Source organism: Streptomyces sp. WMMB 714 (genome assembly GCF_900090125.1).
Classification (GTDB): Bacteria; Actinomycetota; Actinomycetes; order Streptomycetales; family Streptomycetaceae; genus Streptomyces; species Streptomyces daqingensis.
In genome coordinates, this window is record NZ_FMHJ01000006.1 from 98,346 (window position 1) to 123,123 (window position 24,778).

A 24,778-nucleotide genomic window follows, 5' to 3' on the forward strand; every position below is an offset into this window, starting at 1 on the left:
GCCGCGGCGGCGGGCCCGGCGGCGGCACGATCACGCTTGCACAGAAACCCCACACCCACCAGCCCCACCGGAGAAGGGGGAGAAGGCCCACGTCCGGCCCGTTCCCCCTTCCTTCCGCTGCGCCGGGTGCTCTCGCGCGTCACCGCCCGTCCGGGACGCCCGGAGCGTCCAGGACGTCCGCGCCGACGGGCCCCCTCCTGGTCATCAACCGGACGTGGCCGGGGTTGAGTTCGCCGACGGAGGTGACGCCGAGCAGCTTCATCGTCCGCTCCACCTCGGCGCCGAGGATCTCGATCGCGCGGGCCACGCCGGCCTGGCCGCCGGCCATCAGCCCGTACAGGTAGGCGCGGCCGACGAGCGCGAAGTCCGCGCCGAGTGCGTGCGCCGCCACGATGTCGCCGCCGTTCATGATCCCGGTGTCCAGCATGACCGTCCCGCGGTCGCCGACCGCCTCGGCGATGCGCGGCAGCAGGTGCAGCGGCACCGGGGCGCGGTCGAGCTGGCGGCCCCCGTGGTTGGAGACGACGACGCCGTCGGCGCCGTGCGCCATGACCTGCTCGGCGTCGGCGACGGTCTGGATGCCCTTGACGAGGATCGGGCCGTCCCACGTCTCACGGATCCAGTCGAGGTCGTCGAAGGTGACCGTCGGGTCGTAGAGCTTGCTGACCAGGTCCGTGAGGGCTCCTTCGCCGCTCTTGTCGAAGGCGAAGGAGTACGGCTCGGTGGTGAGGAAGTTCAGCCACCACTCCCAGCGGTAGGAGGCGTCGAGGAACGTCCGGAGCGTGAGCTGCGGCGGGATCGTCATGCCGTTGCGCAGGTCGCGCAGCCTGTTGCCGTTGACGGGGACGTCGACGGTGACGAGCAGCGCCTCGTAGCCCGCCGCCTTGGCGTTGGCGACCAGTTCGCGGGAGAGGCCGCGGTCCTTCCACAGGTAGAGCTGGAACCACTTGCGGGCCGAGGGCGCGGCCGCGGCGACGTCCTCGATGGAGGTCGTGCCCACGGTGGAGAGCGCGTAGGGGACCCCCGCCTGCTCGGCGGCCGCGGCCACGGCACGCTCGCCCGCGGAGTGCATCATGCGTGTGAAGCCGGTGGGGGCCAGGCCGAAGGGCAGCGCCGACGTCCCGCCGAGCACGGTCGCCGAGGTGTCGGCATGTGCGACGTCCCGCAGCACGCCGGGCCGGAACTCCAGGTCCTCGAAGGCCTCCCGGGCACGGCGTACGCCGACCTCGCCGTCGGCCGCGCCGTCGGTGTAGTCGAACGGGCCCGCGGGGGTGCGGCGCTTCGCGATCCGCCTCAGGTCCCAGATGGTGTGGGCGCTCGCCAGTCGCCGTGCCGTGGCGTTCCTCTGCCTCGGCTTCATCTTCAGCAGCGGCGCGATATCCCTGGGGCGCGGGAACCGGCGTTCGAGTGTCGTCATGGGAATGCTCTCCCTCGATGCGTGTGGTCTCGTACTGGTCGCGGACGGCGCCCGCCAGGACCGGCAGCCGGGTCCCGGCACCCGCCGCGGCCCCGTCTACGGCCCCCGGGAGGGGACGTCCGGCCCTCCTCCGCGGTGACCGCCGGCGGAGGGCCCGGTCGCCGCCTCCACCGCCGCGGCCACTCCCCCGCGCTCCAGCACCGCCAGCAGTTCGCCGACGGCGGCCACGAACTCGGCCTGCTCGCCCAGCTCCTGACCGAGCAGCGCCTCCTCCCGCAGGGACAGCCGGGCGAGTTCGTGCGCACGCCGCTCCGGGGTTCCTCCCCTGGCCGACCGCTCCCTCATGGCCGGCAGCCGCTCCGCGTTCGGGTCGGCGGGGGCCCGGCCCCCGGGCAACGCCTCGGGATGGGCGAGGCACTTCAGCCATGCGGCGACAGTCAGTGCGAGCACGGCGGGCAGCGTGCCGTGCCGCCTGTGCCACAGCACCGTCCCGGGGACGCGCTGGGCGAGCTTGAGCGATCCGTCGGCGCCGACCTGCGCGGTGGCGTGCGCCAGCCTGCGGTTCGCGAAGCGCTCACGGAGCTGCCTGCGGTAGGCGGCGACGTCGAAGCCGTCGGGGACGACGAGCGTCGGCTCGTACTCGTCGCCCAGCCGTTCGGCGGCCCTCGCGACGACGGGGTCGGCGGCGGCGTCGGCGATCAGCTCGCGGCCCGTGAGCAGACCGAGGTAGGCGAGGAGCGAGTGGACGCCGTTCAGCAGGCGCACCTTGGCGGTCTCGTAGTCGTGCACGCGGTCCGTCAGCACGGCGCCGGCCTCCTCCCACGCGGGGCGGCCGGCGGCGAAGTCGTCGCGCATCACCCACATGGTGAACGGCTCGGCGGGGACGGGCACTTCGTCGTCGAAACCGGCCCCGGCGGCCAGCCGCCGGTGCTCGTCGGTCGTTGCCGGAACGATCCGGTCGACCATGGTGTCCGGGAAGGTGACCGCCCCGTCGAGGTAGCCCAGCAGCTCCGCGCCGTCCCGGGCGGGCATGGCACCGGCGAAGTCCCGCAGCAGACCGGCGAGGGTGGTGCCGTTGGCCGTGAGGTTGTCGCAGCTGAGCAGCGTGACGGGCTCGGCGGAGGTGCGGCAGCGGCGCAGCAGCCCCGCGGCCAGGCGGCCGACCGTGCTGCGCGGCGGGGAGCCCGCCAGGTCGTGGCGGACGGCGGGGGCGTCCAGGTCGAGCCCGCCGGTGCGGGCGCTGATGCCGTACCCCTTCTCGGTCACCGTGAGGGAGACGATCCGGGTTCCCGGGTCGGCGATCTCCGCGGTGGTGCGGGCGGGTTCGTCCGCGGCGACGAACGCGTCGGTGATGCTCGCGACCGTACGGATGTCCGTCTGCCCGGGGCCGAGCGTCAGGACGTGGTAGCGCATCCCCTGCCGCCGCAGTGCCTCCACGACGCCGCGGGTGCTCCCGGCGGCCCCCGTGATCGTCCAGGGGTCGCCGGAGCGGGCCGCGTCCTCGGTGTAGAGGGCCTGGTGGGCGCGGTGGAAGTTGCCGAGCCCCAGGTGCAGGACGCGGCGCGTGCCGGGCCCGCCGGCGGATGCGTCGGTCAAGTCCGCTCCTTCGCCGGGGACTTCGGCGGCCGGCCGGCGGCGCCGCTCTCCTCGTCCTGCTGCGGGTCCTGCTGCGGGTCCTGTCGCGAATCCTGTCGCACGTCCTGTTCCACGTCCTGTTCCACGTAGCCGTACACCTCGGGCAGCACGTACGTCGCCGCGAGATAGCCCGTCAGGGAGAGCACCGAGACGATGACCGTCGCCAGCGGGACGCCCAGGCTCTCGAACATGATCGGGAAGAAGAAGATCGTCACGAACGCGGCGAGCTTCACGAAGATGTACCCGAAACCCGACGCGGTCGCCTTGTAGCGGCTGGGCGCCACCATCGAGGCGATGGTCATCCCGTTGGACGCTGCCCAGTAGTGGCCCCACATCAGGCCGCCCGCCGCGAGGGGCACGAGCCACTTCCAGTCCAGGTGGAGGAAGAGCGCCGCGAGCAGCAGCGACAGGAAGGCCGTCCCGAACCCCCAGCGGGCGACGCCGCGGTGGCCCAGCCGGGGCGTCACCATGGGGGCGACGAAGCCGCTGACCGTGGCGACGACGTAGATCGCGCCGGTGATGAAGTTGGTCGCGCCGATGCCCGAGACGCCCGTGAGGACCAGGATCACCGGCAGGTAGAAGGCGAACGCGGCGAACTCCGCGCCCTGCATGGCGTTGGAGATCCACGCGAAGACGCTGCTGCGCCGGCGTACGGGGTCCTTCCAGATCCCGGCGAGGAAGTCGCGGGTACGGGGGCGCTCGATGCGGAAGTCCTCGTCGGGGAGCATCGGCAGGTCGTCCCCGAACATCTTCCGGGCGACGGCCTTGGCCTGCCGGAACTTGCCGCGCTGGATCAGCCACAGCGCCGTGTCGGGGACGTCGAGGCGCCCGATCAGCAGGGCGAGCGCGGGCAGCGCGCCCAGCCCGAGTCCGATGCGCCACAGCAGGCTGTGGTCCATGCCGCTGAGGTAGAGCCCGGTGACGACGGCGATCGCCGCGATCTCGCCGAGGCCGAACATCCCCTGCCAGCGGTTGCCCATCACCTCACGCTTGCCCTTGGGCATCGTCTCCATGATGTAGGCGTAGCCCGTGGAGATGTCGCTGCCCAGCGGGAGCCCCAGCAGGAAGCGGACGAGCACCAGTTCCCACATGGATGTGACGAAGGACTGGGCCAGGGCGAGGACCACGAAGAGCGCCATCGTCGTGATGAAGACCTTGCGGCGGCCGAACCTGTCGGCGAACCAGCCTCCGCAGACGGCGCCGATCAGCGCGCCGAGCTGAACCGCGCCGGAGGCGAGTCCGAGCATGCTCGCGCTGGGGTTCAGATCCGCCTTGACGAAGAGCAGCAGGAAGGAGATGGCGTACAGGTCCCACGCCTCGATGAGGATCGTGGAGATCATCAGCCAGCCGGTGCGGCGTCCGGCGTCGGTACCGTGTCTGGCGAGGACGTGTCTTGCCGCGGAGTCCGAGAGGTGTCGTACTTCCGCCTGAGTCGTCACAGCGCCTCCTCACCGTCGCCGGGGCCGTCAGTATTCCGTCACATGGAACGCAATTCCGTGATCTAGAATCCCGCGCAACTTACGAAGCACTGCGTGGCCCTGTCAATGACCTCCCCTTCTCTCCGATCTCTCCGGGCCTCTCCGGCCTCCATCGGTCTCTCCGGTCTCTCCGCCGGAGCACGGCCGGTTCCCCGTTCCGGCCGGCGGCAGCGGTGGGCCCCGCGCTCACCGGCGTCCCGCCCTGCCCCGGCGCCCGCACGCAAGGCGGGGACGTCCCGGGGGCTGACGCGTGCACGCCCGCAGGTGATCCGGCGCCGGCAGCGTGCCCGTGCGGGTACGCATCCCGCATGACGATGCAGACCGACTCGGAGAAGGCGGTGTGGCGGGAGCGCGGCGCACCTCTGGTCGCACCGGCGGCGGCGGGGCCCCTCAGCGGCGTACGCCTCGCCGTCAAGGACGTGCACGCCGTCGCCGGCCACCGGATGGGCGCCGGAAACCCGTACTGGCTCCGGGAGGCCGAGCCGGAGACCCGCAACTCCTGGGCAGTCCAGGCGCTTCTCGACGCGGGGGCGGAGGTGACCGGCATCGCCCAGACCGACGAGCTGACCTACAGCCTCGACGGGACCAACGCCCACTACGGCACGCCGCCCAACCCGGCCGCCCCCGGCCGCATCCCCGGCGGCTCCAGCAGCGGACCCGCCTCCGCCGTCGCCCTCCGCGAGGCCGACGCCGGACTCGGCAGCGACACCGCCGGATCGATCCGGGTGCCGGCCTCCTACTGCGGGCTCTACGGGATGCGGCCCACGCACGGCGCCGTACCCGTGACCGGCATGCTGCCGCTCGCCCCGCGCTTCGACACCGTCGGCTGGCTCGCGAGGGACGCGGAGACGCTGCTGCGGATGGGAGACGCGCTGCTTCCGCCCGCCGAGGACGCCGGCCAGGGGGACGAGGGCCGGGGCGCCGCGGGCCCGGAGGGATCGGCGCTCTTCCGTACGGCCCTCGTCGACGAGAGCCTGCTCACCCCGGCCGACGACGCGGTACGCGAGGGTTTCGCTCCGGCGGTGGAGGAGCTGGCCGTGCGGACCGGTCTGCGCGTCGAGCGGTATCCGCTGCTGGGGCCCGAGGGCGCCGACTGCGAACTGCGGGCCGGCGCCTTCTCCGCCGTACAGGCCGTACAGGTGTGGGAGAACGACGGGGAGTGGGTCGCCGCGCACCCGGACGCGCTCGGGCCCGGAGTCGCCGAGCGCTTCACCTGGGCCTCCACCGTCACCCGGGAACGGGCGGAACGCGCCGCCGAGTTGGTACGCGCCACCGCGCTCGGCCTGGACGCCGCCCTCTCCCCCGGCACGCTGCTCCTGCTGCCCGCGGCGGCCGGTCCCGCACCGCGCGTCGACTCCACACCCGCGGAACGGGACGACGTGCGACGCCGCACCATCCAGCTCACCTGCCTCGCGGGCATCGGGGGCCTGCCCTGCGTGGTGCTCCCGCACATGACCGCCGGCGGCCTGCCGGTCGGCCTGTGCGCGATCGCGGCGCGCGGCCAGGACCGGGCGCTGCTCCGGCTCGCCCTCGCCGGCGGCGCCCGGCGGGAGGGCTGACCCGGCGGCGCCCGGCGGGAGGGCTGACGCAGGGGCACCCCGCGGGAGGGCTGACGCAGGGGCACCCCGCGGGGGCGGGCCCCGTCAGGCGGGCCCGCCGCCGGACGCCTCCTGCCGCAGTTCGACCTTGCGGACCTTCCCGCTGACCGTCATGGGGAACTCCGTCATGACGCGCAGGTGCCGCGGGATCTTGTAGTGCGCCAGCCGCCCGTCGCAGAAGGCGGCGATCTCGTCGCGGGTGGGCGGATCGCTCTGGTCGTGCGGGATGACACAGGCGAGGATCTCCTCCCCGTACCGCTCGTCGGGGACGCCGACCACCTGCACGTCGGAGATCTTGGGATGCGTGTAGAGGAACTCCTCGATCTCCCGCGGATAGACGTTCTCCCCGCCCCTGATGATCATGTCCTTGATGCGGCCGGTGATGGCGAGGTACCCGTCCTCCCTCATCACGGCGAGGTCGCCCGTGTGCATCCAGCGGCCGGCGTCGATGACCTCCGCGGTGCGCTCCGGCTCCTCCCAGTAGCCCAGCATCACCGAGTAGCCGCGGGTGCACAGCTCTCCCGCCGCACCCCGTGGCAGCGTCACCCCGGTACCCGGGTCGACGACCTTCACCTCCAGATGCGGCAGCACCCTGCCGACGGTGGCGGTGCGGCGTTCCAGGTCGTCGTCGGTACGGGTCTGCGTGGAGACCGGCGAGGTCTCCGTCATGCCGTAGCAGATCGCCACCTCGGCCATGTGCATCTCGGCGACGACGCGCTTCATCACCTCGACGGGACAGGGCGAGCCGGCCATGATCCCGGTCCGCAGCGAACTCAGGTCGTAGGACGCGAAGTCGGGGAGCCCCAGCTCCGCGATGAACATCGTCGGCACCCCGTACAGCGACGTGCACCGCTCGTCCTGCACCGCCTTCAAGGAGGCGGCGGGCTCGAAGGAGGGCGCGGGGACGACGACGCAGGCGCCGTGGCTGGTGGCCGCGAGATTGCCCATCACCATGCCGAAGCAGTGGTAGAAGGGCACCGGCAGGCACACCCTGTCCTGCTCGGTGTAGCCCAGCAACTCCCCTACGAAGAAGCCGTTGTTGAGGATGTTGTGGTGGGAGAGCGTCGCTCCCTTGGGGAAACCGGTAGTCCCGGAGGTGTACTGGATGTTCACCGGGTCGTCGCAGCTCAAGAGGGCTTCGGCCGCCCGCAGTTCGTCCTCCCCCACGGTGTCGCCGGCGGCTGCCAGCTCGTCCCAGCCGGGTGTGCCGATGTGCACGGTCTCCGCCAGCTGCGGGCACTCGCCGGCCACCTCCCGGGCCATCGCCCGGTAGTCACTCGTCTTGTACTCGGTGGACGCGATCAGCATGCGCACGCCCGACTGCCGCAGCACGTAGGCGAGTTCGTGCGTGCGGTAGGCGGGATTGATGTTGACCATGACGGCGCCGATCCGGGCCGTCGCGTACTGGACGAGCAGCCACTCGGGGCAGTTGACCGCCCAGATCCCCACCCGGTCGCCCCTGGTGATGCCGCGCGCGAGCAGCCCGCGCGCCAACTGGTCGACGTCCGCGGTGAATTGCGCGTACGTCCACCGCCTCCCGCTGGGGGCGTCGACCAGCGCCTCACGCTCGGGATGCGCCGCCGTGGTGCGGTCGAGGTTGCTGCCGATGGTGTCGCCGAGCAGGGGCGTCGTGGCGGTCCCGCTCGCGTAGGAGAGCTCCGTCGGATGTCCGGTCACCGGGACCTCCTCGTCGTGAAGGCGTCGCGCTGGCACACGCGCCCCGGCCGGGGGCGCCCGAGGCGGCCCGGCGGGGACGTGCCCTGGCATCCTGCGCCACGGGCCTGCTCGGCACCACCCCCCGTCGGCTCCGAGTACCGCCTCGCGGACCGCCGCCCGCCGGCCGGAGCTTCAGCGGGCGGCCCCGGAGCCCATGACGTCGAGCGGCCCCGGGTGCCGGGGCCGCCGGCGGGTCAGCCGCGGCAGCGGCGCCGGTGGTACGCCCAGGTGACGGCGGCGAGCAGCGGCGCCCAGGCCAGCAGCGGCAGGTAGCACGCGATGAGCACCGCCTGCCACAGCCCGTCGGAGAAGCCGAGCCCGGCCAGTGTGGGGAAGTCGCGGAACGCGTACGCCCAGATGGCCTGGAGCGCGGCGGCGCCCGCGACGGCGGGTACGAGCGCTGCCGCCGGGCGCACGCGCCGCCCGCCCAGCAGCGGGATCCACCGGGGCACGCGCTCGCCCCAGGGCTGGACCAGGCCCAGCGTGAGCAGGGCGAGCCCTTCGCACAGGACGCTGAGGAAGACGAAGTAGACGGCGTCCCCGCCGTCGGTGCGCACGGGTTCGCCGTCGACCGTCAGGCCCATGGGGAAGCCCAGCGCCAGGCCGACGCGCCACAGCCCCGACGGCAGCGTGGTGAGCGGCACGAGATGGGCGGCGAGGACCGCCCAGCGCTGCGGCGCCCGCCCGTCCCGGGGGAAGGCGGGGTCGCGCGGAAGGTGGACGGAGGGGCCGGGAACGGGACGGTGTTCGCTGCGTTTCGCTGTCCGAGTCACCTCTCCAGCCTGGCCGCGGCGCCTGGCGGCGCCGTCCCGCTGCGGAAGGAACCTCCTCCGCCGCGCGGGGGACCCCGGGGCGCCTTCCTCCTCCTGAAGGCGTGCGGGCAGGCGGGCGCGCGTTTCAGGTGGGCGCGTTCCCGCGTCCGGGCCCCGGCCCACGCGGGCTCAGCCGGCCACCGCGTGCAGGACGAGGATGGCCAGATCGTCCTCGACGGGTTCCGGACCGAAGTCGTGCGCCGCCTGCCGTACGCGCTCGGCCACTGCCATCGCTCCCATGCCCCCGCATCCCGCGAAGATCTCGGCCAGGCCGTCGTCGTCGTCCAACTGCCGGTGGCCGCTGCGGCGTTCGGTCACGCCGTCGGTCACGCACAGCAGCGTCTCGCCCGGCGCGAGGTCGAAGGGGTAGGCGGTGAACTCGGTGCCGTCGTCGATGCCGAGGAGCATCTGCTGCTCCGCCACCCGCACCACTCCCGTCCCGGGCGACAGTTTCAGCGGCGGGGGGTGTCCGGCGCTCGCCAGGGTGCAGTGCGCACCGCCGGCCTCCGGGTCGGGCTGCAGCTCGCCGTAGACGAGGCTGAGGAACCTCGGCTGCGCGCTCTCCCCTCCCACGGCCACCGCTTCGGCGCCCTCCTCGGCCATGGCGGCGTTGAGCCGTCCGAGTACGGACTCGACGCCGTGGCCCTCGCGGGCCAGCAGCCGCACGAGGTGCCGGGTCAGTCCCGTCACGGACATCGCTTCGGGGTCCTTGCCCTGCACGTCGCCGAGGAGGAAGGCCCACCGGCCGTTGCCCATGGGGAACAGGTCGTAGAAGTCCCCGCCGACGGTCTGGCCCCTGCCGTGCGGCTCGTAGACGATCGCCGACTCCACCCCGGGGAGGCTGGCCAGGGACGGCGGGAGCTGCCTGCGCTGGAGCGCGCGGCTGATGCTCGTCTGACGGGTGTACTGGCGGGCGGTGACGACGGCCTGCGCGACACGGCGTGCGACGTCCTCGACCGTGCGGGCCACGGTGTCGGTCGTCTCCGGCGGACCGGCGCGTCCGATCACCAGTGAGCCGACACAGGTTCCGCCCGAGACCAGCGAGAACGCCAGAGCCGATCCTCCCGTCCCGTCCTCGTCCGGGCCCTCGGGCCAGGGCCAGGGGATGCCGACGGTGCGCAGCGTGGGCGGCGGCGGGTCCGGTTCGAGGGCGAAGCGCAGGGCGTCGACGCGGCGCTCGTCGGCGTGCCAGACGCGGGAGAGCCGCATCGCCCCGGAGTCGGTCGTCAGCCATACGGCGCACCAGTCGGCGAGCCGCGGCACGAGGAGCTGGCCCGCGAGCGCGGCGACCATGTCCTCGTCGAGCTGCCCGGCCAGCAGTTCGCTGGCCTCGGCGAGGAAGGCGCCTCCGCGGTCGGTCCACTCGGCGACGCGCCTGCGGTCGGCCTGCGCGGACGGGGAGAAGATCTCGGCGGCGTCCAGCTCGCGATGCATGGCTTCGCTGAGCGCTCCCGCCGGCGCGGGGACGATCTCGGAGATCGCGAGGCGGAACCAGACGACCTTCTCGGTGCGCCGGTAGGTCACGCCCCAGGACTCCGCGAGCGCGCCGACGATCTGCAGGCCGAGCCCCCGCCCGCGCCGGCCCGAGGTGTCACCGGTGAAGCGGCCGGAGGGCTGCCGGTCGGCCACCTCGACCAGCACGCCGGTGAGCTGTCCGCCGTCGGCCGGGCCGCCGGGCTCCCCGGGAGCGGCCGCCGTGCCTCCGGGGCCCTGGCCGGCCGTCTCCAGCCCGCAGGCGATCTCGACGTCCGTGCCGGCGTGCATGAGGGAGTTGGTGACGAGTTCGCTGACCAGGAGTGCGGCGTCGTCCGCGAGGCGCTCCAGCTTCCAGGCGTCGGTGCCTGCCGGGGGCGGGCCCTCACTGATGGCCGCGCGTACGAGGGTGCGGGCCCTGGCCGGTGCGAGCTGGCTCGCCGACAGCGCTGTCCGCGTGACGGGATCGCTGAGACCGGAGAACGGCAGTCGCACGGGTATCTCCTGACTCGGATCAGAAAGCACCAAAGCCACTACAATAGGATAAAGGCCATACTTCCTGGTCGCTGGGAATGAGGTGCCATGGACGACCCGCTGGGGCAGTCGGTGCGCACGGCTGATCTGCGTCCACTGCTGGGAGCGCTCCGGTCGCTGTCGGACGGGGACTTCTCCGTCAGGGCAGCGACCGAGGCGGAGGGGATACTGGGCGAGATCGCCGGAGTGTTCAACCAGATAGCTGCCCGCAACGAACATCTCTCCTCGGAGCTGAGGCGGGTCCGCGAGGGAGTGTCCAAGCAGGGGGCTCTCGACGAGCGGATCACGGCGAGTCCCGGCGCAGGAGGCTGGGCGAAGAACGTCGACGACGCGAACCATGTGATCGAGTCCCTCGCGGCCCCGGTCACCAAGGCCACGCGCGTCCTGGAGGCCGTCGCGGACGGCGACCTCACCCAGCACATCGATCTGCGGGACGGACACCGCCTCGAAGGGGACCTCGGACGCCTGGGGAACGGGCTGAACCGGCTCGTCGACCAGCTGTCCATGTTCACCGGCGAGGTGACGAGGGTCGCCCGCGAGGTCGGCACCGAGGGCCGTCTGGGCGGCCGGGCCGACGTGGGGGCGCTCTCGGGAGACTGGCGGCACGTGACCGAGGCCGTCAACACGATGACGGAGCGGCTGACCGGCCAGGTTCGGGACATCGCCGGGGTGACCACGGCGGTCGCCCGCGGCGATCTCACGCAGAAGGTGACGGCCGAGACCGCCGGTGAGCTGCAGGACCTGAAGCTCACCGTGAACACGATGGTCGACCAGCTCTCCGCCTTCGCCGACGAGGTCGCCCGTGTCGCCCTCGAGGTCGGCACCGAGGGCAACCTCGGCGGCCAGGCCGAGGTGAGGGGCCTGTCGGGGGCGTGGAAGAACCTGACCGACAACGTCAACACGATGGCGTCCAACCTGACTTCGCAGGTACGCAACATCGCCCAGGTATCGGCGGCCGTGGCGCAGGGCGACCTCAGCCAGAAGATCACCGTCGACGCCAAGGGCGAGATCCTCCAGCTGATGAGCAACGTCAACAGCACGGTCGACCAGCTCTCCGCCTTCGCCGACGAGGTCACCCGCGTCGCCCGCGAGGTCGGCACCGAGGGCAACCTCGGCGGCCAGGCCGAGGTCAAGGGCGTCTCGGGCGTGTGGCGCGACCTGACCGACAACGTCAACCTCATGGCGTCGAACCTGACTTCGCAGGTACGCAGCATCGCGCAGGTCGCCACGGCCGTCGCCGAGGGCGACCTCAGCCAGAAGATCACCGTCGACGCCAAGGGCGAGATCCTCCAGCTCAAGACGACGCTCAACACGATGGTCGACCAGCTCTCCGCCTTCGCCGACGAGGTCACCCGCGTCGCCCGCGAGGTCGGCACCGAGGGCAACCTCGGCAGGCAGGCGCAGGTGAGGGACGTCTCCGGCGTCTGGAAGGACCTCACCGACAGCGTCAACTCCATGGCCCTGAACCTGACTTCGCAGGTACGCAACATCGCCCAGGTGACCACGGCCGTCGCCAACGGCGACCTGTCGAAGAAGATCGACGTCGACGCCCGCGGCGAGATCGCCGAGCTGAAGGACACCGTCAACACGATGGTCCACCAGCTGCGGGCTTTCTCGGACGAGGTCACCCGCGTCTCACGCGAGGTCGGCACCGAGGGCAACCTCGGCGGCCGGGCACAGGTGCACGGCGTCTCCGGCGTCTGGAAGGACCTCACCGACAACGTCAACTTCATGGCGACGAACCTGACTTCGCAGGTACGCAACATCGCCCAGGTCGCCACCGCGGTCGCCAACGGCGACCTGTCGAAGAAGATCGACGTCGACGCCCGCGGCGAGTTCCTGGAGCTGAAGACGACGCTCAACACGATGGTCGACACCCTCTCCTCCTTCTCCTCGGAGGTGACCCGGGTGGCCCGCGAGGTGGGCAGCGAAGGCCAGTTGGGAGGGCAGGCACGCGTCGAGGGCGTCTACGGCACCTGGAAGGGCCTGACGACCAGCGTCAACGAACTCGCCTCCAACCTGACGAACCAGGTGCGCGCGATCGCCGAGGTCGCCAGCGCCGTCGCGCAGGGCGACATGTCCCGCACCATCTCCGTCGACGCCCGCGGCGAGGTCGCCGAACTCAAGGACAACGTCAACGTGATGGTCGGCAACCTGCGCGAGACCACACGCACCAAGGACTGGCTGGAGTCGAACCTGACCCGCATCGCCGGGCTGATGCAGGGCCACCGCGACCTGGTGGAGGTCGCCGACCTCATCCTGCGGGAGCTGACACCGCTGGTGAACGCGCAGGCCGGCGCCTTCTTCCTGGTCGGCTCCGGCGCCGCGCCCGGCGAGGAGCTGGAGTTCATCGCCGGGTACGGCACCAGGGGCCCCGGCGAGGCCGAGGCGCAGACCAGCGGCCCGATGCGCGGGCTGATCGCGCAGGCCGTCGAGGAGAAGAAGCGCATCCTCATCGAGGACGCTCCGCCGGACTACGTCCGGGTGGAGTCGGGCCTCGGCGCCGCGCCGGCGGCCAACATCCTCATCCTGCCGATCCTCTTCGAGGACCGCGCTCTCGGCGTCATCGAGGTCGCCTCGTTCAGCAAGTTCAACGACATCTACCTGACGTTCATCGACCAGTTCGTGCACACCATCGGCGTCTCGGTGAACACGATCATCGCCAACGCCCGTACCGAGGTGCTGCTCTCGGAGTCGCAGCGGCTCACCAAGGAGCTGCGGCAGCGCTCCGAGGAGTTGCAGCGCACGAACGCCGAACTGGAGGAGAAGGCGGCCCTGCTGGCCACGTCCTCGCAGTACAAGTCGGAGTTCCTGGCCAACATGTCGCACGAGCTGCGCACTCCGCTGAACTCGCTGCTCATACTGGCCCGGCTGCTCGCCGACAACCCCGACGGGCGGCTGTCCGGCCAGGAGGTGGACTTCGCCAACACCATCTACCGCTCCGGATCGGACCTGCTCCAGCTCATCAACGACATCCTCGACCTGTCGAAGGTCGAGGCGGGCCGCATGGACGTACGCCCGAAGAAGCTGCCGCTGACCAAGCTCTTGGACTACGTCCACGCCACGTTCCGCCCGATGACGATCGACCGGGGCCTGGCCTTCGAGATCGCGGTCGGCGAGAACGTCCCGCGCGAGCTGTTCTCCGACGAGCAGCGGCTGCAGCAGATCCTGCGCAACCTGCTGTCCAACGCGGTGAAGTTCACCACGTCGGGAGGCGTGGAACTGCGCGTGAAGCGCGTCACGACGAGGGCGTTCGAGGAGGACACGCTCCGCGGGGCGGAGTCCGTGCTGGCCTTCTCCGTCAAGGACACCGGCAGCGGCATCCCCCCGGAGAAGCTTTCGGTGATCTTCGAGGCGTTCCAGCAGTCCGACGGCACCACGAACCGCAAGTACGGCGGCACCGGACTGGGCCTCTCCATCAGCAGGGAGATCGCGGGACTGCTCGGCGGCCGTATCGACGTCGAGAGCGAGGAGGGCGTGGGCTCCCGCTTCACCCTCTACATCCCCGCCGTCTACCCCGGCAGCACCCCCTCCACCGAGCCGGGTCCCGCGTCGATGGCGCGTACGGTCTCCGGCGGTGGAGCGGCCGCGGACCCGCTCGGCGCCCCGGCAGTGCCGGCCGCTCTCCCGGAGTCCGCGCCCACCCCGCGCGCGGAGCCCCAGGCCGACGGCGAGGCCCCCGCGGCCCCGTCCGCCGAACGCCCCGAGCGCGGCGCGGGCACCACCGCCGCGGCCTGGCCGGAGGCCACGCACACCGGGCCCCCCGACCCGCCGGACAGCCCGCCGCGCCAGTCGGCCCCCGAACGGCCGGCCGAGTCCGTCACCCAGGAGCGCGGCGCGCCCGCCGAGCCCCGCGAGCCCGGCGGCGGCGCGCACGACGACACGTGGCCGGAGACGACGCAGCTCAAGCGGTGGCTCAGCGGGCCGCAGGGCCGGGTCCTGTCGGGTGCGAACGTGCTGATCGTCGACGACGACATCCGCAACGTCTTCGCCCTCACCCACGTGCTGGGACGCGTGGGGATCTCGGTGAAGTACGCGGAGAACGGCCGGGAGGGCCTGGACGTGCTGGACCGCTCCCCCGAGGTGTCGCTGGTCCTGATGGACATCATGATGCCGGAGATGAACGGTTACGAGGCGATCCGCACCATCCGCAACACTCCGCGGCTCGCCGGACTGCCCGTCATCGCCCTGACGGCGAAGGCCATGTCCGGCGACAGCCAGAAGGCCCTGGACAGCGGCGCCGACCTCTACGTCGCCAAGCCGGTGGAGGTGGACAAGCTGCTCGCGTCGATGTACGAGCTGCTCAACTCGCAGGACCGGCCCCCGGGCACCGACCCGCGGACGCAGGGCGGAATCCCGCAGGACGGACCGACCGCCTCCGCCCAGCGGAACGGCCTCACGGGCACCGGGGCCCCGCACGGCGGCGCGGCCTCGCCGGACGGGAGGGCGTCGCCGGACGGGAGCGGACCGGCCCAGGACGGTTCCGGCCATCCCGCCGACGAGAACGCCGACCCGCCCGGACGGACCTCATGAGCGCCCCCACGCCGGACAGGTCGAGCATCCTGATCGTCGACGACATGCAGGAGAACCTCGTCGCCCTGGAGGCCGTGCTGGGGCCCCTGGACCAGCAGCTGGTCACCGCCCGGTCCGGCGAGGACGCGCTCAAGGCGATGCTGCGGCAGGACTTCGCGGTCGTCCTGCTGGACGTCCTGATGCCCGGCATGGACGGCTTCGAGACGGCCAGCAACATCAAGCGCCTCGACCAGACCAAGGACGTCCCGATCATCCTGCTGACGGGGACCGACGTCGACGCCGACTACGCCTACCGCGGATACGCCCTGGGCGCCGCGGACTTCCTCTCCAAGCCCATCGACCCCTGGGTACTGCGCACCAAGGTCAACGTGTTCCTCGACCTCGACCGCAAGAACCGGCAACTCGCCGTCCAGGCCGAGCAGTTGCGCCGTCTTCTGGTCGCCGAGCAAGCCCCGGGAAGAAGCGGCGGGCCGGCGGCGGAAGGCCCGTTGGAGGGCACCACCGGCGGGAACGGCCGCATGGGAGCCGGCACGGGCGGTGCGGAACGCCTCGCGGAGATCACCGAGAAGCTCACGGAGATCGAGGTACTGGTGCGCGACTCGCAGCATCCCGACAAGACCGGACTCGCGGACCGTATCGCCGAGTTGGAGGCCGCGGTCCGCGCTCTCAGCTCGGGAGAGGGCGGGGCGTAGCTCCTCCGTCCCGCTCCTCCCGGGCCGGCACCGCCGGCGGTTCCGCAAGGATTCACGCCGGTTGATGACCGACCGCCTCCGCAGCCATCGGCGGACGCTCGCTGCGCCGGTGCGCTGACCGGATGGGCCCACCGGTTCCGTCGTGGTCCGAGCGGCGCGGAAAGTCGGATGCGGCCGTGCCGGGCGCCTGCGAGCATGCGGCGCTGTGGAGATCAACGACGTTGCCGTTCGGCGCGCGGTCGACTCCGACGCCCCCGAGGTGGCCGAGGTGTGGCTGCGGTCCTTCACGGCGGCCCTTCCGAGCGTGCGCCGCGCTCATACGGACGATCAGGTCCGGTCCTGGGTCCGGGAGGTGGTCGTGCCCGGCCTGGAGACCTGGATGGCGACGGTCGAGGGGTCGGTGGTCGGGATGGTGGTGCTGGACGGCGAGGACATGGACCAGCTCTCTCTCGATCCGGCCTGGCAGGGCCAGGGCATCGGCGGCCGCCTGGTGCGGGTGGCGAAGCGGCGGCGCCCGGCGGGCCTGGCGCTGTGGACGTTCCAGGTCAACGAGTCGGCACGTCGCTTCTACGAGTGGCACGGTTTCGTCGCCGCCGAGTGCACCGACGGTCACCGCAACGAGGAACGGGAGCCGGACGTCCGCTACCGGTGGCGACCTGGGAGGCAGCGGCCCTGAGGATGCTCAGGCCACCCCGCGCGACTGGTCGCGGACGGTGGCCGGCTGGATGACGGACTCCCCGTCGCCGCCGCCGAGCAGGCGGAAACGGCGCTCCCGCTTCAGCGGTCCCGCAGGTAGACGTCCGTGGACGCGGTCGTCATGTCGCGCCCCGCGCGGGCCCGCCTGCGTGCCTCACGCAGTGCGGCGCTCGCCGCCGACTCGATGCGCACGCCCTCCGCGCTCGTCTCGCCCCGCCGCCGCTCGCGGCGCACGAGGACGGCCGTCAGCCAGGCGATCACGCACACCGTCACGGCCGCCACCGCGATGACAGTCACCATGGGTCCCCCCGAAACCATCGGCCAGGAGCCCATTTTCCGGCATCCCGCCCTTTCCGGGCCAGGCTGTTTCCGGCCTTCAGCGGGACGCCGCACCGCCCTGCGTGACCGTCACACCCGGCAGACCCGACACGGCAGGGGTCCCTCCGGCGTCCACCTCCACCGCGAACCGCCGCTCGCCCAGCCGCAGTCCGCGAGCCTGCAACGGCCGGTAGGCGGCGGACATCCCGGGGCGGACGGTGAGCCGTCCCGCCGGGGCGTCCGCCTCCAGCCCGAGGACCGCCTGGAGCACCGCCACGGCGGAGGCCGCGGCCCATGCCTGCGGACGGCAGGCCGCCGGGTAGGGCGCCGGACGCGCGTCGAGAGCGGTTCCGTGACCGGCGAACAGCTCGGGCAGCCTTCCGTCGAAGGAGGCGGACGCGCGGACCAGTCCCGCGGCGAGCGACTCGGCGGCGGCGTGGTGGCCCGCTCGTGAGAGGCCCTGCACGGCCATCGCCGTGTCGTGCGGCCAGACCGTTCCGATGTGGTAGCCCAGCGGGCTGTAGCCGCCGGAGCCCTCCGCGAGGGTGCGCAGGCCGAAGCCGGAGTCGAGCTCCGGCCCGGCCAGCCGCTCCGCCACGAGACGGCTCTCGTGCTCGTCGAGGAGTCCGGTGCCGAGGAGGTGGCCCATGTTGGACGTCACCGCGTCCAGGGGCTGCTTGTCGCTCCCCAACGCGATGGCCGGGTACGGGCCTTGGGCGTCCTCCACCCAGAAGCTGCTCCGGAAGCGGGACTTGAGGCTCGCCGCCCACTCCGTCCAGCGGTCGGCGCCCGGCCGGCCGAAGGCCCGCAGCAGCGCGGCCCCGCCGAGGGCGGCCTCGTGCGCGTACGCCTGCACCTCGCACAGCGCCACGGGGGGCTCGGCGAGCCGGCCGTCGCTGTGGCGTACGGCGTCGCCCGAGTCCTTCCAGCCCTGGTTGGACAGTCCGCGGCCGGTGCTGTCGACGTACTCCAGGAAGCCGTCGCCGTCCGCGTCGCCGTGGCTCTCCATCCACCGCAGCGCCGACTCCGCGTGGGGCAGGAGGCGTTCGACCTCCTCGGCGGGCATGCCCCAGCGCCAGGCGTCGTGCAGCAGCGTCACCCACAGCGGGGTGGCGTCCACCGTGCCGTAGTAGCAGGGCGGCAGGGCGACTTCGTCGCTCACCCGGAGCCCGTCGCGGCGTACCTCGTGGAGGATCTTGCCGGGCTGCTCCTCCGTCGGCGGGTCGGTCCTGGTGCCCTGGCGGCGGGCGAGGGTGCGCAGGGTGCCGGCGGCGAGATCCGTACCGAGCGGCAGCAGCATGCGGGCGGCGATCAGCGAGTCGCGGCCGAAGAGGGTCAGGAACCAGGGGGCGCCCGCCGCGAGGAAGGTGTCGTCGGTGTCGAGGGGGTCCGCGAGCAGCAGCGCCCCCAGGTCGGAGCAGGAACGGGCGAACCAGTGGTCGAGGCCGCGGTCCGCCGAGTCGAGCCCCGCGTCGGCGGCGAGAGCGGCACGGGCCGCGGGCGGCGCCGGGCGGAAGGCCGCGCCCCTCTCGTCCTCGACGGTGCAGCGCAGGGTCGCGGTCCAGCGTTCGCCGGCGGCCAGTCCGACGCGGTAACGCAGTTCGCCCGTACCGCCGTCGCCGCCGCTGCCGCCCTCCGCGGCCTCTCCGCCACTCCGTCCGGGTACGCAGTGGACGTCGTCCGGCGCGGGCTCGGCGGCCAGCCGTACGGTCAGCTCCTCGTCGGCCCATATGAGCCCGTCGCGCTGCCGTTCCGGGGAGACGTCACGCGTGGGACGCCCGCCCTTGACCGTCTCCAGGGAGGCCAGGTCGCTCGCCGCGCGCACCGTCAACTGCACGCTCGTGGAGGTGCGTCCGGCGTTCACGACGGTGAGCGTCTCCGTCAACTCGCCTGCCTCGACCCGGCGTTGACGTTCCAGCGTGACCGCGGGGTCGGGACTGTGCTCGGCGAGACCGCGCAGGACCGAGCGGAAGGAGGCGCTCTCGGCGGTGTCGGGACCGCCGCTGATGGGGGCGTTGGGCACGCCTTCCGCGACGACGGTCAGCCGGGCGAGCCCCCGGCGGTCGCCGTGGTAGAAGCCGTCCGGGCCTCCGGCGAGCTGCCCGTCCGGCCGGGAGACGGCCATGCTGGGCGCGCAGATCGTGAGGCAGGCGTCGTGCAGGAACGGCTGGAGTTCCACCGCAGCGGCGGGCGCGCTCGTCGTACCTGTGCCGTCGTGAGTCTTGACAGTTGTCTCCACGTGGGCGCAACCTCTCAGCCATTGGATCGATCAAAACGACCATAGCAAAGAGGTCAAGGCCCCAATTTGCCCACTTTGCACGGTAGATCGACCCCCTTTACCAGCCATCGCTCCCGGGAGCCCGTCTCATGCCGTCACGTTCCGTCCCGACGCCGCCCGCCCCGCGCCAGGGCCCGGGCGGCGACGCGAGCACGCCTCCGGCATCGGGCGCGGCCAAGGGCTCGGTGACGATGGCGATGGTCGCCCGCAGGGCGGGCGTCTCCACGCAGACCGTCTCCAACGCCCTCAACACCCCGGAGCTGCTGCGGCCGGAGACCCTGGAACGCGTCCGCCGCGCGGTCGACGAGATGGGCTACCGCCCGCACCGCGCCGCCCGTTCACTGCGTACCCGCGCCAGCAGGCTCATCGGCTTCGGCATCGAGCCGGCCGGCCCGGGCAACATGGTGCTCGACCGGTTCCTGCACGCGCTGTCGGAGACGGCGGACGCGGCCGGCTACCGGCTGCTGCTGTTCGCCGCCGGTTCCGGGCAGCGCGAACTGGCCGCGTACGAGGAGCTGCTGGGCGAGCACGGTGTCGACGCCTTCGTGCTGAGCAACACCGCACACGGCGACCCCCGTCAGGCGTGGCTGGACGAACGGGGCATCCCCTTCGTCGCGTTCGGCCGGATGTGGTCCGAGCACGAAGTGGGCGACTGGGTCGACGTCGACGGGGCGGCCGGCACGAAGGCCGCCGTGGACCGGCTGGCGAACGAGGGGCACCGGCACATCGGCTTCCTCGGCTGGCCTCCCGGGTCCGGCTCCGGTGACGACCGCGCCGAGGGCTGGCGGCGGGGCCTGCTCGCGCACGGCCTGGAGCCCGAGCACCGGGCGGAGAGCGTCGACGACGTCGGCGCCGCCGCCCGTGCGGTGGAGCCGCTGCTCGACGCGGGGGTGACGGCGGTGGTCGCCGCCAGCGACACGCTCGCGCTGGGCTGCTACCGCGCGGTCGGCAACGCGGGCGGCACGCCCGGGCGCGAGGTGTCCGTCGTCGGGTTCGACGACTCCCCGGTGGCCTCGCTCCTCTCCCCCGGCCTCGCCAGCGTCGCGCAGCCTCTCGGCGACGTGGGCCGGGAGGCGATGCGCCTGCTGCTGGCCCGCATGTCCGAACCCGCCAAACCTCCCGAGCGGGTGCTGCTGCCACCCGCACTGGTCGTACGAGCAAGCCTCGGCGCCGCCTCCGGCTGATCCCGCCGTACGCGGCGCACCCGTCACCGCACCACTTCGAATCTCCTCATCGACTCCCCCAGGAGGCCCGCATGTTCCGCCGATCCGCAGTGGCCGTCACCGCGTGCGCGGTGCTCGCCGCCACGACGACAGCCTGCTCGTCAGGGTTCGACAAGAACAAGAACGGACCCGAGCAGGACACCGGCAAAGGCCAGTCGCTCCGCGTCCTCGTCGCCGTCTCCGGCGACGCCGAGACCAAGGCGGTGAAGAAGGCCACCGCGGCCTGGGAGAAGAAGTCCGGGCACAAGGTGACCGTCCAGCTCGCCAAGGACATCGACCAGCAGCTCGCCCAGGCGTTCGCGGGCAACCGCCCCCCGGACGCCTTCTACGTCAACTCCGACCAGTTCGCGAACTACGCCAAGGGCGGCTCCCTCTACGCGTACGGCGAGAAGGTCCCCGACAAGGAGGACTTCGCCCCGCAGCTGCGCAAGGCGTTCACGTACAAGGGCGAACTGGTCTGCCTCCCCAAGGACTTCTCGACCCTCGGCCTCGTCGTCAACACCGAGAAGTGGAAGGAGGCGGGGCTGAGCGAGAAGGACTACCCGACCACCTGGGACGAGCTGGAGAAGACGGCCGCCAAGCTGACCAAGGGCAAGACGGCCGGCCTCGTCACGACCAACGAGTACCAGCGGCTCGGGGTCTTCATGAAGCAGGCCGGCGGCTGGATAACCGACTCCTCCGAGTCGAGGATGACCGCGGACAGCAAGGAGAACGCGGAGGGCCTCGGCTTCGCGAAGAAGCTGCTGCGCTCCGGTTCCATGAAGTACGCCAAGCAGGTCGACACCGGCTGGGCGGGCGAGGCCCTCGGCAAGGGACGGGCCGCCATGATCATCGAGGGCAACTGGCTCGCGGGCGCCATGGAGCAGGACTTCCCCGACGTCGACTACAAGGTCCTGCCGCTGCCGGAGGGCCCCGCGGGCAAGGGCACGCTGGCGTTCAGCAACTGCTGGGGCGTGGCCAAGGAGAGCACCCACCAGGAGGCGGCCGTCGACCTGGTGCGCCATCTGACGTCCGCCAAGGAGCAGTTGGCGTCCTCCGACGCGATCGGCGTGATGCCGAGCCGGGAGAGCGTGATGGAGGAGTTCACCAAGGAGCACCCGGAGTCGGCCGGCTGGGCCGAGGGCGACAAGTACGCCCAGAGCCCCGTGACGGTGCCCGGATTCACCAAGGTCCTCGACCAGTTCAACTCGGATCTGCAGTCGCTGCGCACGGACAAGCCCGCCACCATCCTCTCCACGCTGCAGCGCAACGGCGAGCAGGCCCTCAAGAAGGGCGACTGAGCAGGAATGTCCACCTCGACCGGGACTCCGGCGCCGCCGTCCTCAGCACGGCGGCCCGGCCCGTCCCCACGATCCCGCTCCGCCTCACGCGGCACACGCGGCCGTGAAGGCATGTGGGGCTGGCTGTTCGTCAGCCCCATGGTCCTGGGGCTCGGGCTGTTCATGGCGCTGCCGATCCTCATGGCCGCCTGGGTGAGCCTGCTCGACTGGGACGGGCAGTCCAACCCCTTCACGCCGGACGCCGACTTCGTGGGCCTGGCCAACTACCGCAGCCTCCTGGCGGAGGACGGCCTCGCGCGCACGCTGCTGGCGACGTCGCTGCGGAACAACGCGTACTACGTGCTGCTGACCGTCCCGCTGCAGACCGCCCTCTCGCTGACGCTGGCGATCATCGTCAACCAGCGGATGCTGCGCGGCCGGAGCATGCTGCGCACGACGTTCTACTTCCCCTCCGTCACCAGCTCCATCGCCGTCTGCACGGTCTTCCTCTTCCTGTTCCAGGGCAGCGGCGCCGTCAACCAGCTGCTGGGCTGGATCGGCGTCAAGGGCCCGAACTGGTTCGCCGATCCGCGCGGTGTCCTGTGGGTGCTGCTGGAGGCGGCCGGCGTCATCGACGGGGAGAAGCCCGGCGGGTTCCTCGCGGAGCACCGGCTCATGGGCCTGCACTGGTCGGAGTGGCTGGCAGGGCCGTCGGTGGCCATGTGCACCCTCATCATGCTCGCCGTCTGGACGACTTCGGGCACCTTCATGCTCATCTTCCTCGCGGCGCTGCAGAACATCCCCCGGGAGCTGGAGGAGGCGGCGGCACTGGACGGAGCCGCACGCCGGCACGTGCTGCGCCACGTACTCCTGCCGGCACTGCGTCCGGTGATGTTCCTGGTGACGACGCTCGGACTGATCGCCACCTGGCAGGTCTTCGACCAGGTGTACGTGCTGGGGCAGGGCGATCCCGCGAACACCACGCTCACCCCGGCCTTTCTCTCCTACTCCTACGGCTTCGACAACGCGGAGTTCGGACAGGGAGCCGCGATCTCCTTCATCCTGCTCGCGATCGTCCTGCTGATGACGGGGGTCCAGCGTCTGCTCCTGCGCGAGCGGGGATCCCGCGGGCCGAGGAGAGCGCGCGGACGACAGGCCCACGGCACGCCGGAGAAGGGAGCGCTCCGTGCGCACGACTGACACAGACGGGACGGGTACGGAGACGACCGGCACGGCCGAGTCCGGCACGCGCAAGGTCGGCACGCGCAAGTCCGGTGCGGAGAGGGAGGGTTCGGCCGCCTCCACCGAGGAGCGCCCGGTACTGGCCCGCTTCCCGCGCCCGGCACGGCTCGCCGGCTACACGCTGCTCCTGGCCTTCGCCCTGCTCTACGCCCTGCCGTTCCTCATCCAGGTGGCGACGAGCTTCAAGACCGACCCGGAGGCCGCGTCCCGCCCCCTCTCGCTCCTGCCGCAGGCGCCCACCACGGCCGTCTTCGACAAGCTGAGCGGCTCCGGGGAGGCGGGGGACGGCGTGCCGTTCATGCGCTGGCTCGGCAACAGCACGCTGGTGACGGTCGTGGTGACGCTCGGCCGGGTCCTCTTCGACTCGGCGGCCGGATACGCCCTGGCCCGGCTCCGCTTCCGCGGCCGCGCGCTGCTGGTCACGTTCGTCATCGCGGTCATGGCCGTTCCGGGGGTGGTGCTGCTCATCCCGAAGTTCCTGGTGCTCAACACGCTGGGGATCTTCGACACCTACACCGGGATGATCGTCCCGCTGCTGTTCGACGCGGCCGGGATCTTCATCATGAAGCAGTTCTTCGAATCGATTCCGCGTGAAGTGGAGGAGGCGGCCCGGATCGACGGTGCGGGCATCGGGCGCATCTTCTGGTACGTCGTCCTGCCGATGTCGCGGCCCGCGCTGATCACGGTGACGCTGCTGTCCTTCCAGGGCTCGTGGAACGAGTTCACGCACTTCCTGGTGGCCACGCAGTCGAGCGACTACGAGACCCTGACCACCGGTCTCGCGCGCTTCGTCTCCGGCGGGCTGGGCGCGGGCACGCAGTACCCGCTGAAACTGGGCGCCGCCCTGCTCTCGACGATCCCCGTCGCGGTGCTGTTCTTCTGCTTCCAGCGGTACTTCATCCGCGGGGCCAACGCCGGCGCGGTCAAGGAGTAGCAGGAGCACGAGCGCGCTCCCGCCCCTTCACGGGGCGGGAGCGCGTCGACGCGGAGCGGGCCTGTGCGGGGCCCGCGCCGCGTCAGTCCGTCAGGTTCGTCGGACGGTAGGGCTTGTACTCGCTGCCGGCGTCCAGGCCGTAGTCGAGCACCCGGTGGTCCGTGCCGTGCCCGCCGCGCTGCTCGAACGCGGAGTAGGCGGTGTGCGAGTCGTCGGTCCACTTCTCGAAGATCACCACGTGGCGCGTGGTGTTCGAGCCGTCGGCGTCGATGAGCAGGTCGCCGGGCTTGAGGTCACCCAGGTTGATCGGGGTGGTCAGGTCCCGGTTGTTCGCCAGCTCGACGGTGTTGGGCCCGGACTTCCACAGGCCCAGCGTCATCGAGACGTAGCCGGAGCAGTCCTGGCGGTACCCGTCGGTCCAGGTCTCGGTCTGGCTGTAGGGCACCTGCGCCCCGTTGTTGGCGGTCAGCCAGGTCGCCGCACGCTCCAGCATCTGGGCCCGTGTGACGGCATCCTTGGTGCTCTTCTCGCTCTGGGCCGCGGCCGCCGGCTTGTCGGCGGGGGTGGCGGTCGCGGTGGACGGCAGGACAGCGAAGCCCAGGACGGCGGCACTGCCGGCGGCCACAGCAGCCAGCGATATACGCGCGCGCCGGCTGATGGACGTGATTGACATGTCGCTTCCTTCATGTGGGGGGTCTGGCCTGCCTCCCGGACGGGCCCGCGGCCTTGCCGTGAGAGTCCGGGAAGCACGCACATCCTGGTGCCGCCTCCCTCGTGAACGCCGCCCCCGGAACCGGACCTTCACCTCATGGGCACAAACGGAATGCGGTCATCGGGGCAGAAGTGGTCTCTTCTTCCGACAGGCCCGCGCGGCCGCTTCCGCAGGTCGGCCCATTGAAGGTGAAGACCCCGCGCACCCTCGCCGGGCCCGGGCCCGGCC

General features: G+C 72.0%; 17 protein-coding genes. 8 read left to right on the forward strand and 9 right to left on the reverse strand.

Features of this window, described 5'->3' with window-relative positions:
• Window positions 1-139: 139 nt before the first annotated feature.
• The 3 genes from H181DRAFT_RS12520 to H181DRAFT_RS12530 form a co-directional block, all read right to left on the reverse strand.
• Window positions 140-1,417 (reverse strand): alpha-hydroxy acid oxidase, encoded by a 1,278-nt coding sequence (locus H181DRAFT_RS12520; protein WP_045864481.1) that lies wholly within the window; start codon window positions 1,415-1,417, stop codon window positions 140-142.
• Between the two features lie 96 nt (window positions 1,418-1,513).
• Window positions 1,514-3,013, reverse strand: a complete 1,500-nt coding sequence (locus H181DRAFT_RS12525) for a mannitol dehydrogenase family protein (protein ID WP_045864482.1) — start codon at window positions 3,011-3,013, stop codon at window positions 1,514-1,516.
• On the reverse strand, window positions 3,010-4,491 hold the full coding sequence (locus H181DRAFT_RS12530; protein WP_074467836.1) for an MFS transporter: 1,482 nt from the start codon (window positions 4,489-4,491) through the stop codon (window positions 3,010-3,012). The genes H181DRAFT_RS12525 and H181DRAFT_RS12530 overlap by 4 nt, the downstream gene beginning before the upstream one ends.
• 347 nt (window positions 4,492-4,838) lie before the next feature.
• Between H181DRAFT_RS12530 and H181DRAFT_RS12535 the strand changes: the two genes are divergently transcribed.
• On the forward strand, window positions 4,839-6,089 hold the full coding sequence (locus tag H181DRAFT_RS12535; RefSeq protein WP_254666814.1) for an amidase: 1,251 nt from the start codon (window positions 4,839-4,841) through the stop codon (window positions 6,087-6,089).
• Window positions 6,090-6,173: 84 nt separating this feature from the next.
• Here the strand turns inward: H181DRAFT_RS12535 and H181DRAFT_RS12540 are convergent, their stop codons facing one another.
• The 3 genes from H181DRAFT_RS12540 to H181DRAFT_RS12550 all read right to left on the reverse strand — a co-directional run bounded on the left by H181DRAFT_RS12540 (window position 6,174) and on the right by H181DRAFT_RS12550 (window position 10,624).
• Complete coding sequence (locus H181DRAFT_RS12540) at window positions 6,174-7,805, reverse strand: AMP-binding protein (protein ID WP_045864483.1); 1,632 nt, start codon at window positions 7,803-7,805, stop codon at window positions 6,174-6,176.
• Between the two features lie 233 nt (window positions 7,806-8,038).
• Window positions 8,039-8,617 carry a hypothetical protein gene (locus tag H181DRAFT_RS29160; protein ID WP_139131700.1) on the reverse strand — a complete coding sequence of 193 codons (579 nt, stop codon included), beginning with the start codon at window positions 8,615-8,617 and terminating at the stop codon, window positions 8,039-8,041.
• A 168-nt stretch (window positions 8,618-8,785) separates the two neighbouring features.
• Window positions 8,786-10,624 (reverse strand): ATP-binding SpoIIE family protein phosphatase, encoded by a 1,839-nt coding sequence (locus H181DRAFT_RS12550; RefSeq protein ID WP_254666815.1) that lies wholly within the window; start codon window positions 10,622-10,624, stop codon window positions 8,786-8,788.
• Between the two features lie 87 nt (window positions 10,625-10,711).
• Here H181DRAFT_RS12550 and H181DRAFT_RS12555 point away from each other — a divergent pair, with 87 nt between their 5' ends.
• The 3 genes from H181DRAFT_RS12555 (at window position 10,712) to H181DRAFT_RS12565 (ending at window position 16,564) form a co-directional block, all read left to right on the forward strand.
• Entirely contained in the window at window positions 10,712-15,196 is a 4,485-nt protein-coding gene (locus H181DRAFT_RS12555; RefSeq protein WP_078895699.1) for a HAMP domain-containing protein, read from the forward strand.
• Complete coding sequence (locus tag H181DRAFT_RS12560; protein ID WP_045864484.1) at window positions 15,193-15,888, forward strand: response regulator; 696 nt, start codon at window positions 15,193-15,195, stop codon at window positions 15,886-15,888. Before H181DRAFT_RS12555 ends, H181DRAFT_RS12560 begins: the two co-directional genes overlap by 4 nt.
• A 205-nt stretch (window positions 15,889-16,093) precedes the next feature.
• Window positions 16,094-16,564, forward strand: coding sequence for a GNAT family N-acetyltransferase (locus H181DRAFT_RS12565; RefSeq protein WP_045864485.1), 471 nt, complete (start codon window positions 16,094-16,096; stop codon window positions 16,562-16,564).
• Window positions 16,565-16,665: 101 nt separating this feature from the next.
• Here the strand turns inward: H181DRAFT_RS12565 and H181DRAFT_RS12570 are convergent, their stop codons facing one another.
• Entirely contained in the window at window positions 16,666-16,884 is a 219-nt protein-coding gene (locus tag H181DRAFT_RS12570) for a hypothetical protein (protein WP_045864486.1), read from the reverse strand.
• A 76-nt stretch (window positions 16,885-16,960) separates the two neighbouring features.
• A complete protein-coding gene (locus tag H181DRAFT_RS12575; RefSeq protein ID WP_045864487.1) occupies window positions 16,961-19,141 on the reverse strand; it encodes an amylo-alpha-1,6-glucosidase in 2,181 nt (726 codons plus the stop codon).
• 128 nt (window positions 19,142-19,269) lie between these two features.
• Here H181DRAFT_RS12575 and H181DRAFT_RS12580 point away from each other — a divergent pair, with 128 nt between their 5' ends.
• The 4 genes from H181DRAFT_RS12580 to H181DRAFT_RS12595 all read left to right on the forward strand — a co-directional run bounded on the left by H181DRAFT_RS12580 (window position 19,270) and on the right by H181DRAFT_RS12595 (window position 23,838).
• Complete coding sequence (locus H181DRAFT_RS12580) at window positions 19,270-20,364, forward strand: LacI family DNA-binding transcriptional regulator (protein WP_078895700.1); 1,095 nt, start codon at window positions 19,270-19,272, stop codon at window positions 20,362-20,364.
• A 71-nt stretch (window positions 20,365-20,435) separates the two neighbouring features.
• Entirely contained in the window at window positions 20,436-21,683 is a 1,248-nt protein-coding gene (locus H181DRAFT_RS12585) for a sugar ABC transporter substrate-binding protein (RefSeq protein ID WP_045864488.1), read from the forward strand.
• A gap of 111 nt (window positions 21,684-21,794) precedes the next feature.
• Window positions 21,795-22,862: a carbohydrate ABC transporter permease gene (locus tag H181DRAFT_RS12590; protein WP_254666816.1), complete on the forward strand. Its 1,068-nt coding sequence runs from the start codon at window positions 21,795-21,797 to the stop codon at window positions 22,860-22,862.
• Window positions 22,849-23,838, forward strand: coding sequence for a carbohydrate ABC transporter permease (locus tag H181DRAFT_RS12595; RefSeq protein WP_254666817.1), 990 nt, complete (start codon window positions 22,849-22,851; stop codon window positions 23,836-23,838). The genes H181DRAFT_RS12590 and H181DRAFT_RS12595 overlap by 14 nt, the downstream gene beginning before the upstream one ends.
• A gap of 82 nt (window positions 23,839-23,920) precedes the next feature.
• Here the strand turns inward: H181DRAFT_RS12595 and H181DRAFT_RS12600 are convergent, their stop codons facing one another.
• Entirely contained in the window at window positions 23,921-24,511 is a 591-nt protein-coding gene (locus H181DRAFT_RS12600) for an NlpC/P60 family protein (protein WP_045864489.1), read from the reverse strand.
• Between the last annotated feature and the right edge of the window lie 267 nt (window positions 24,512-24,778).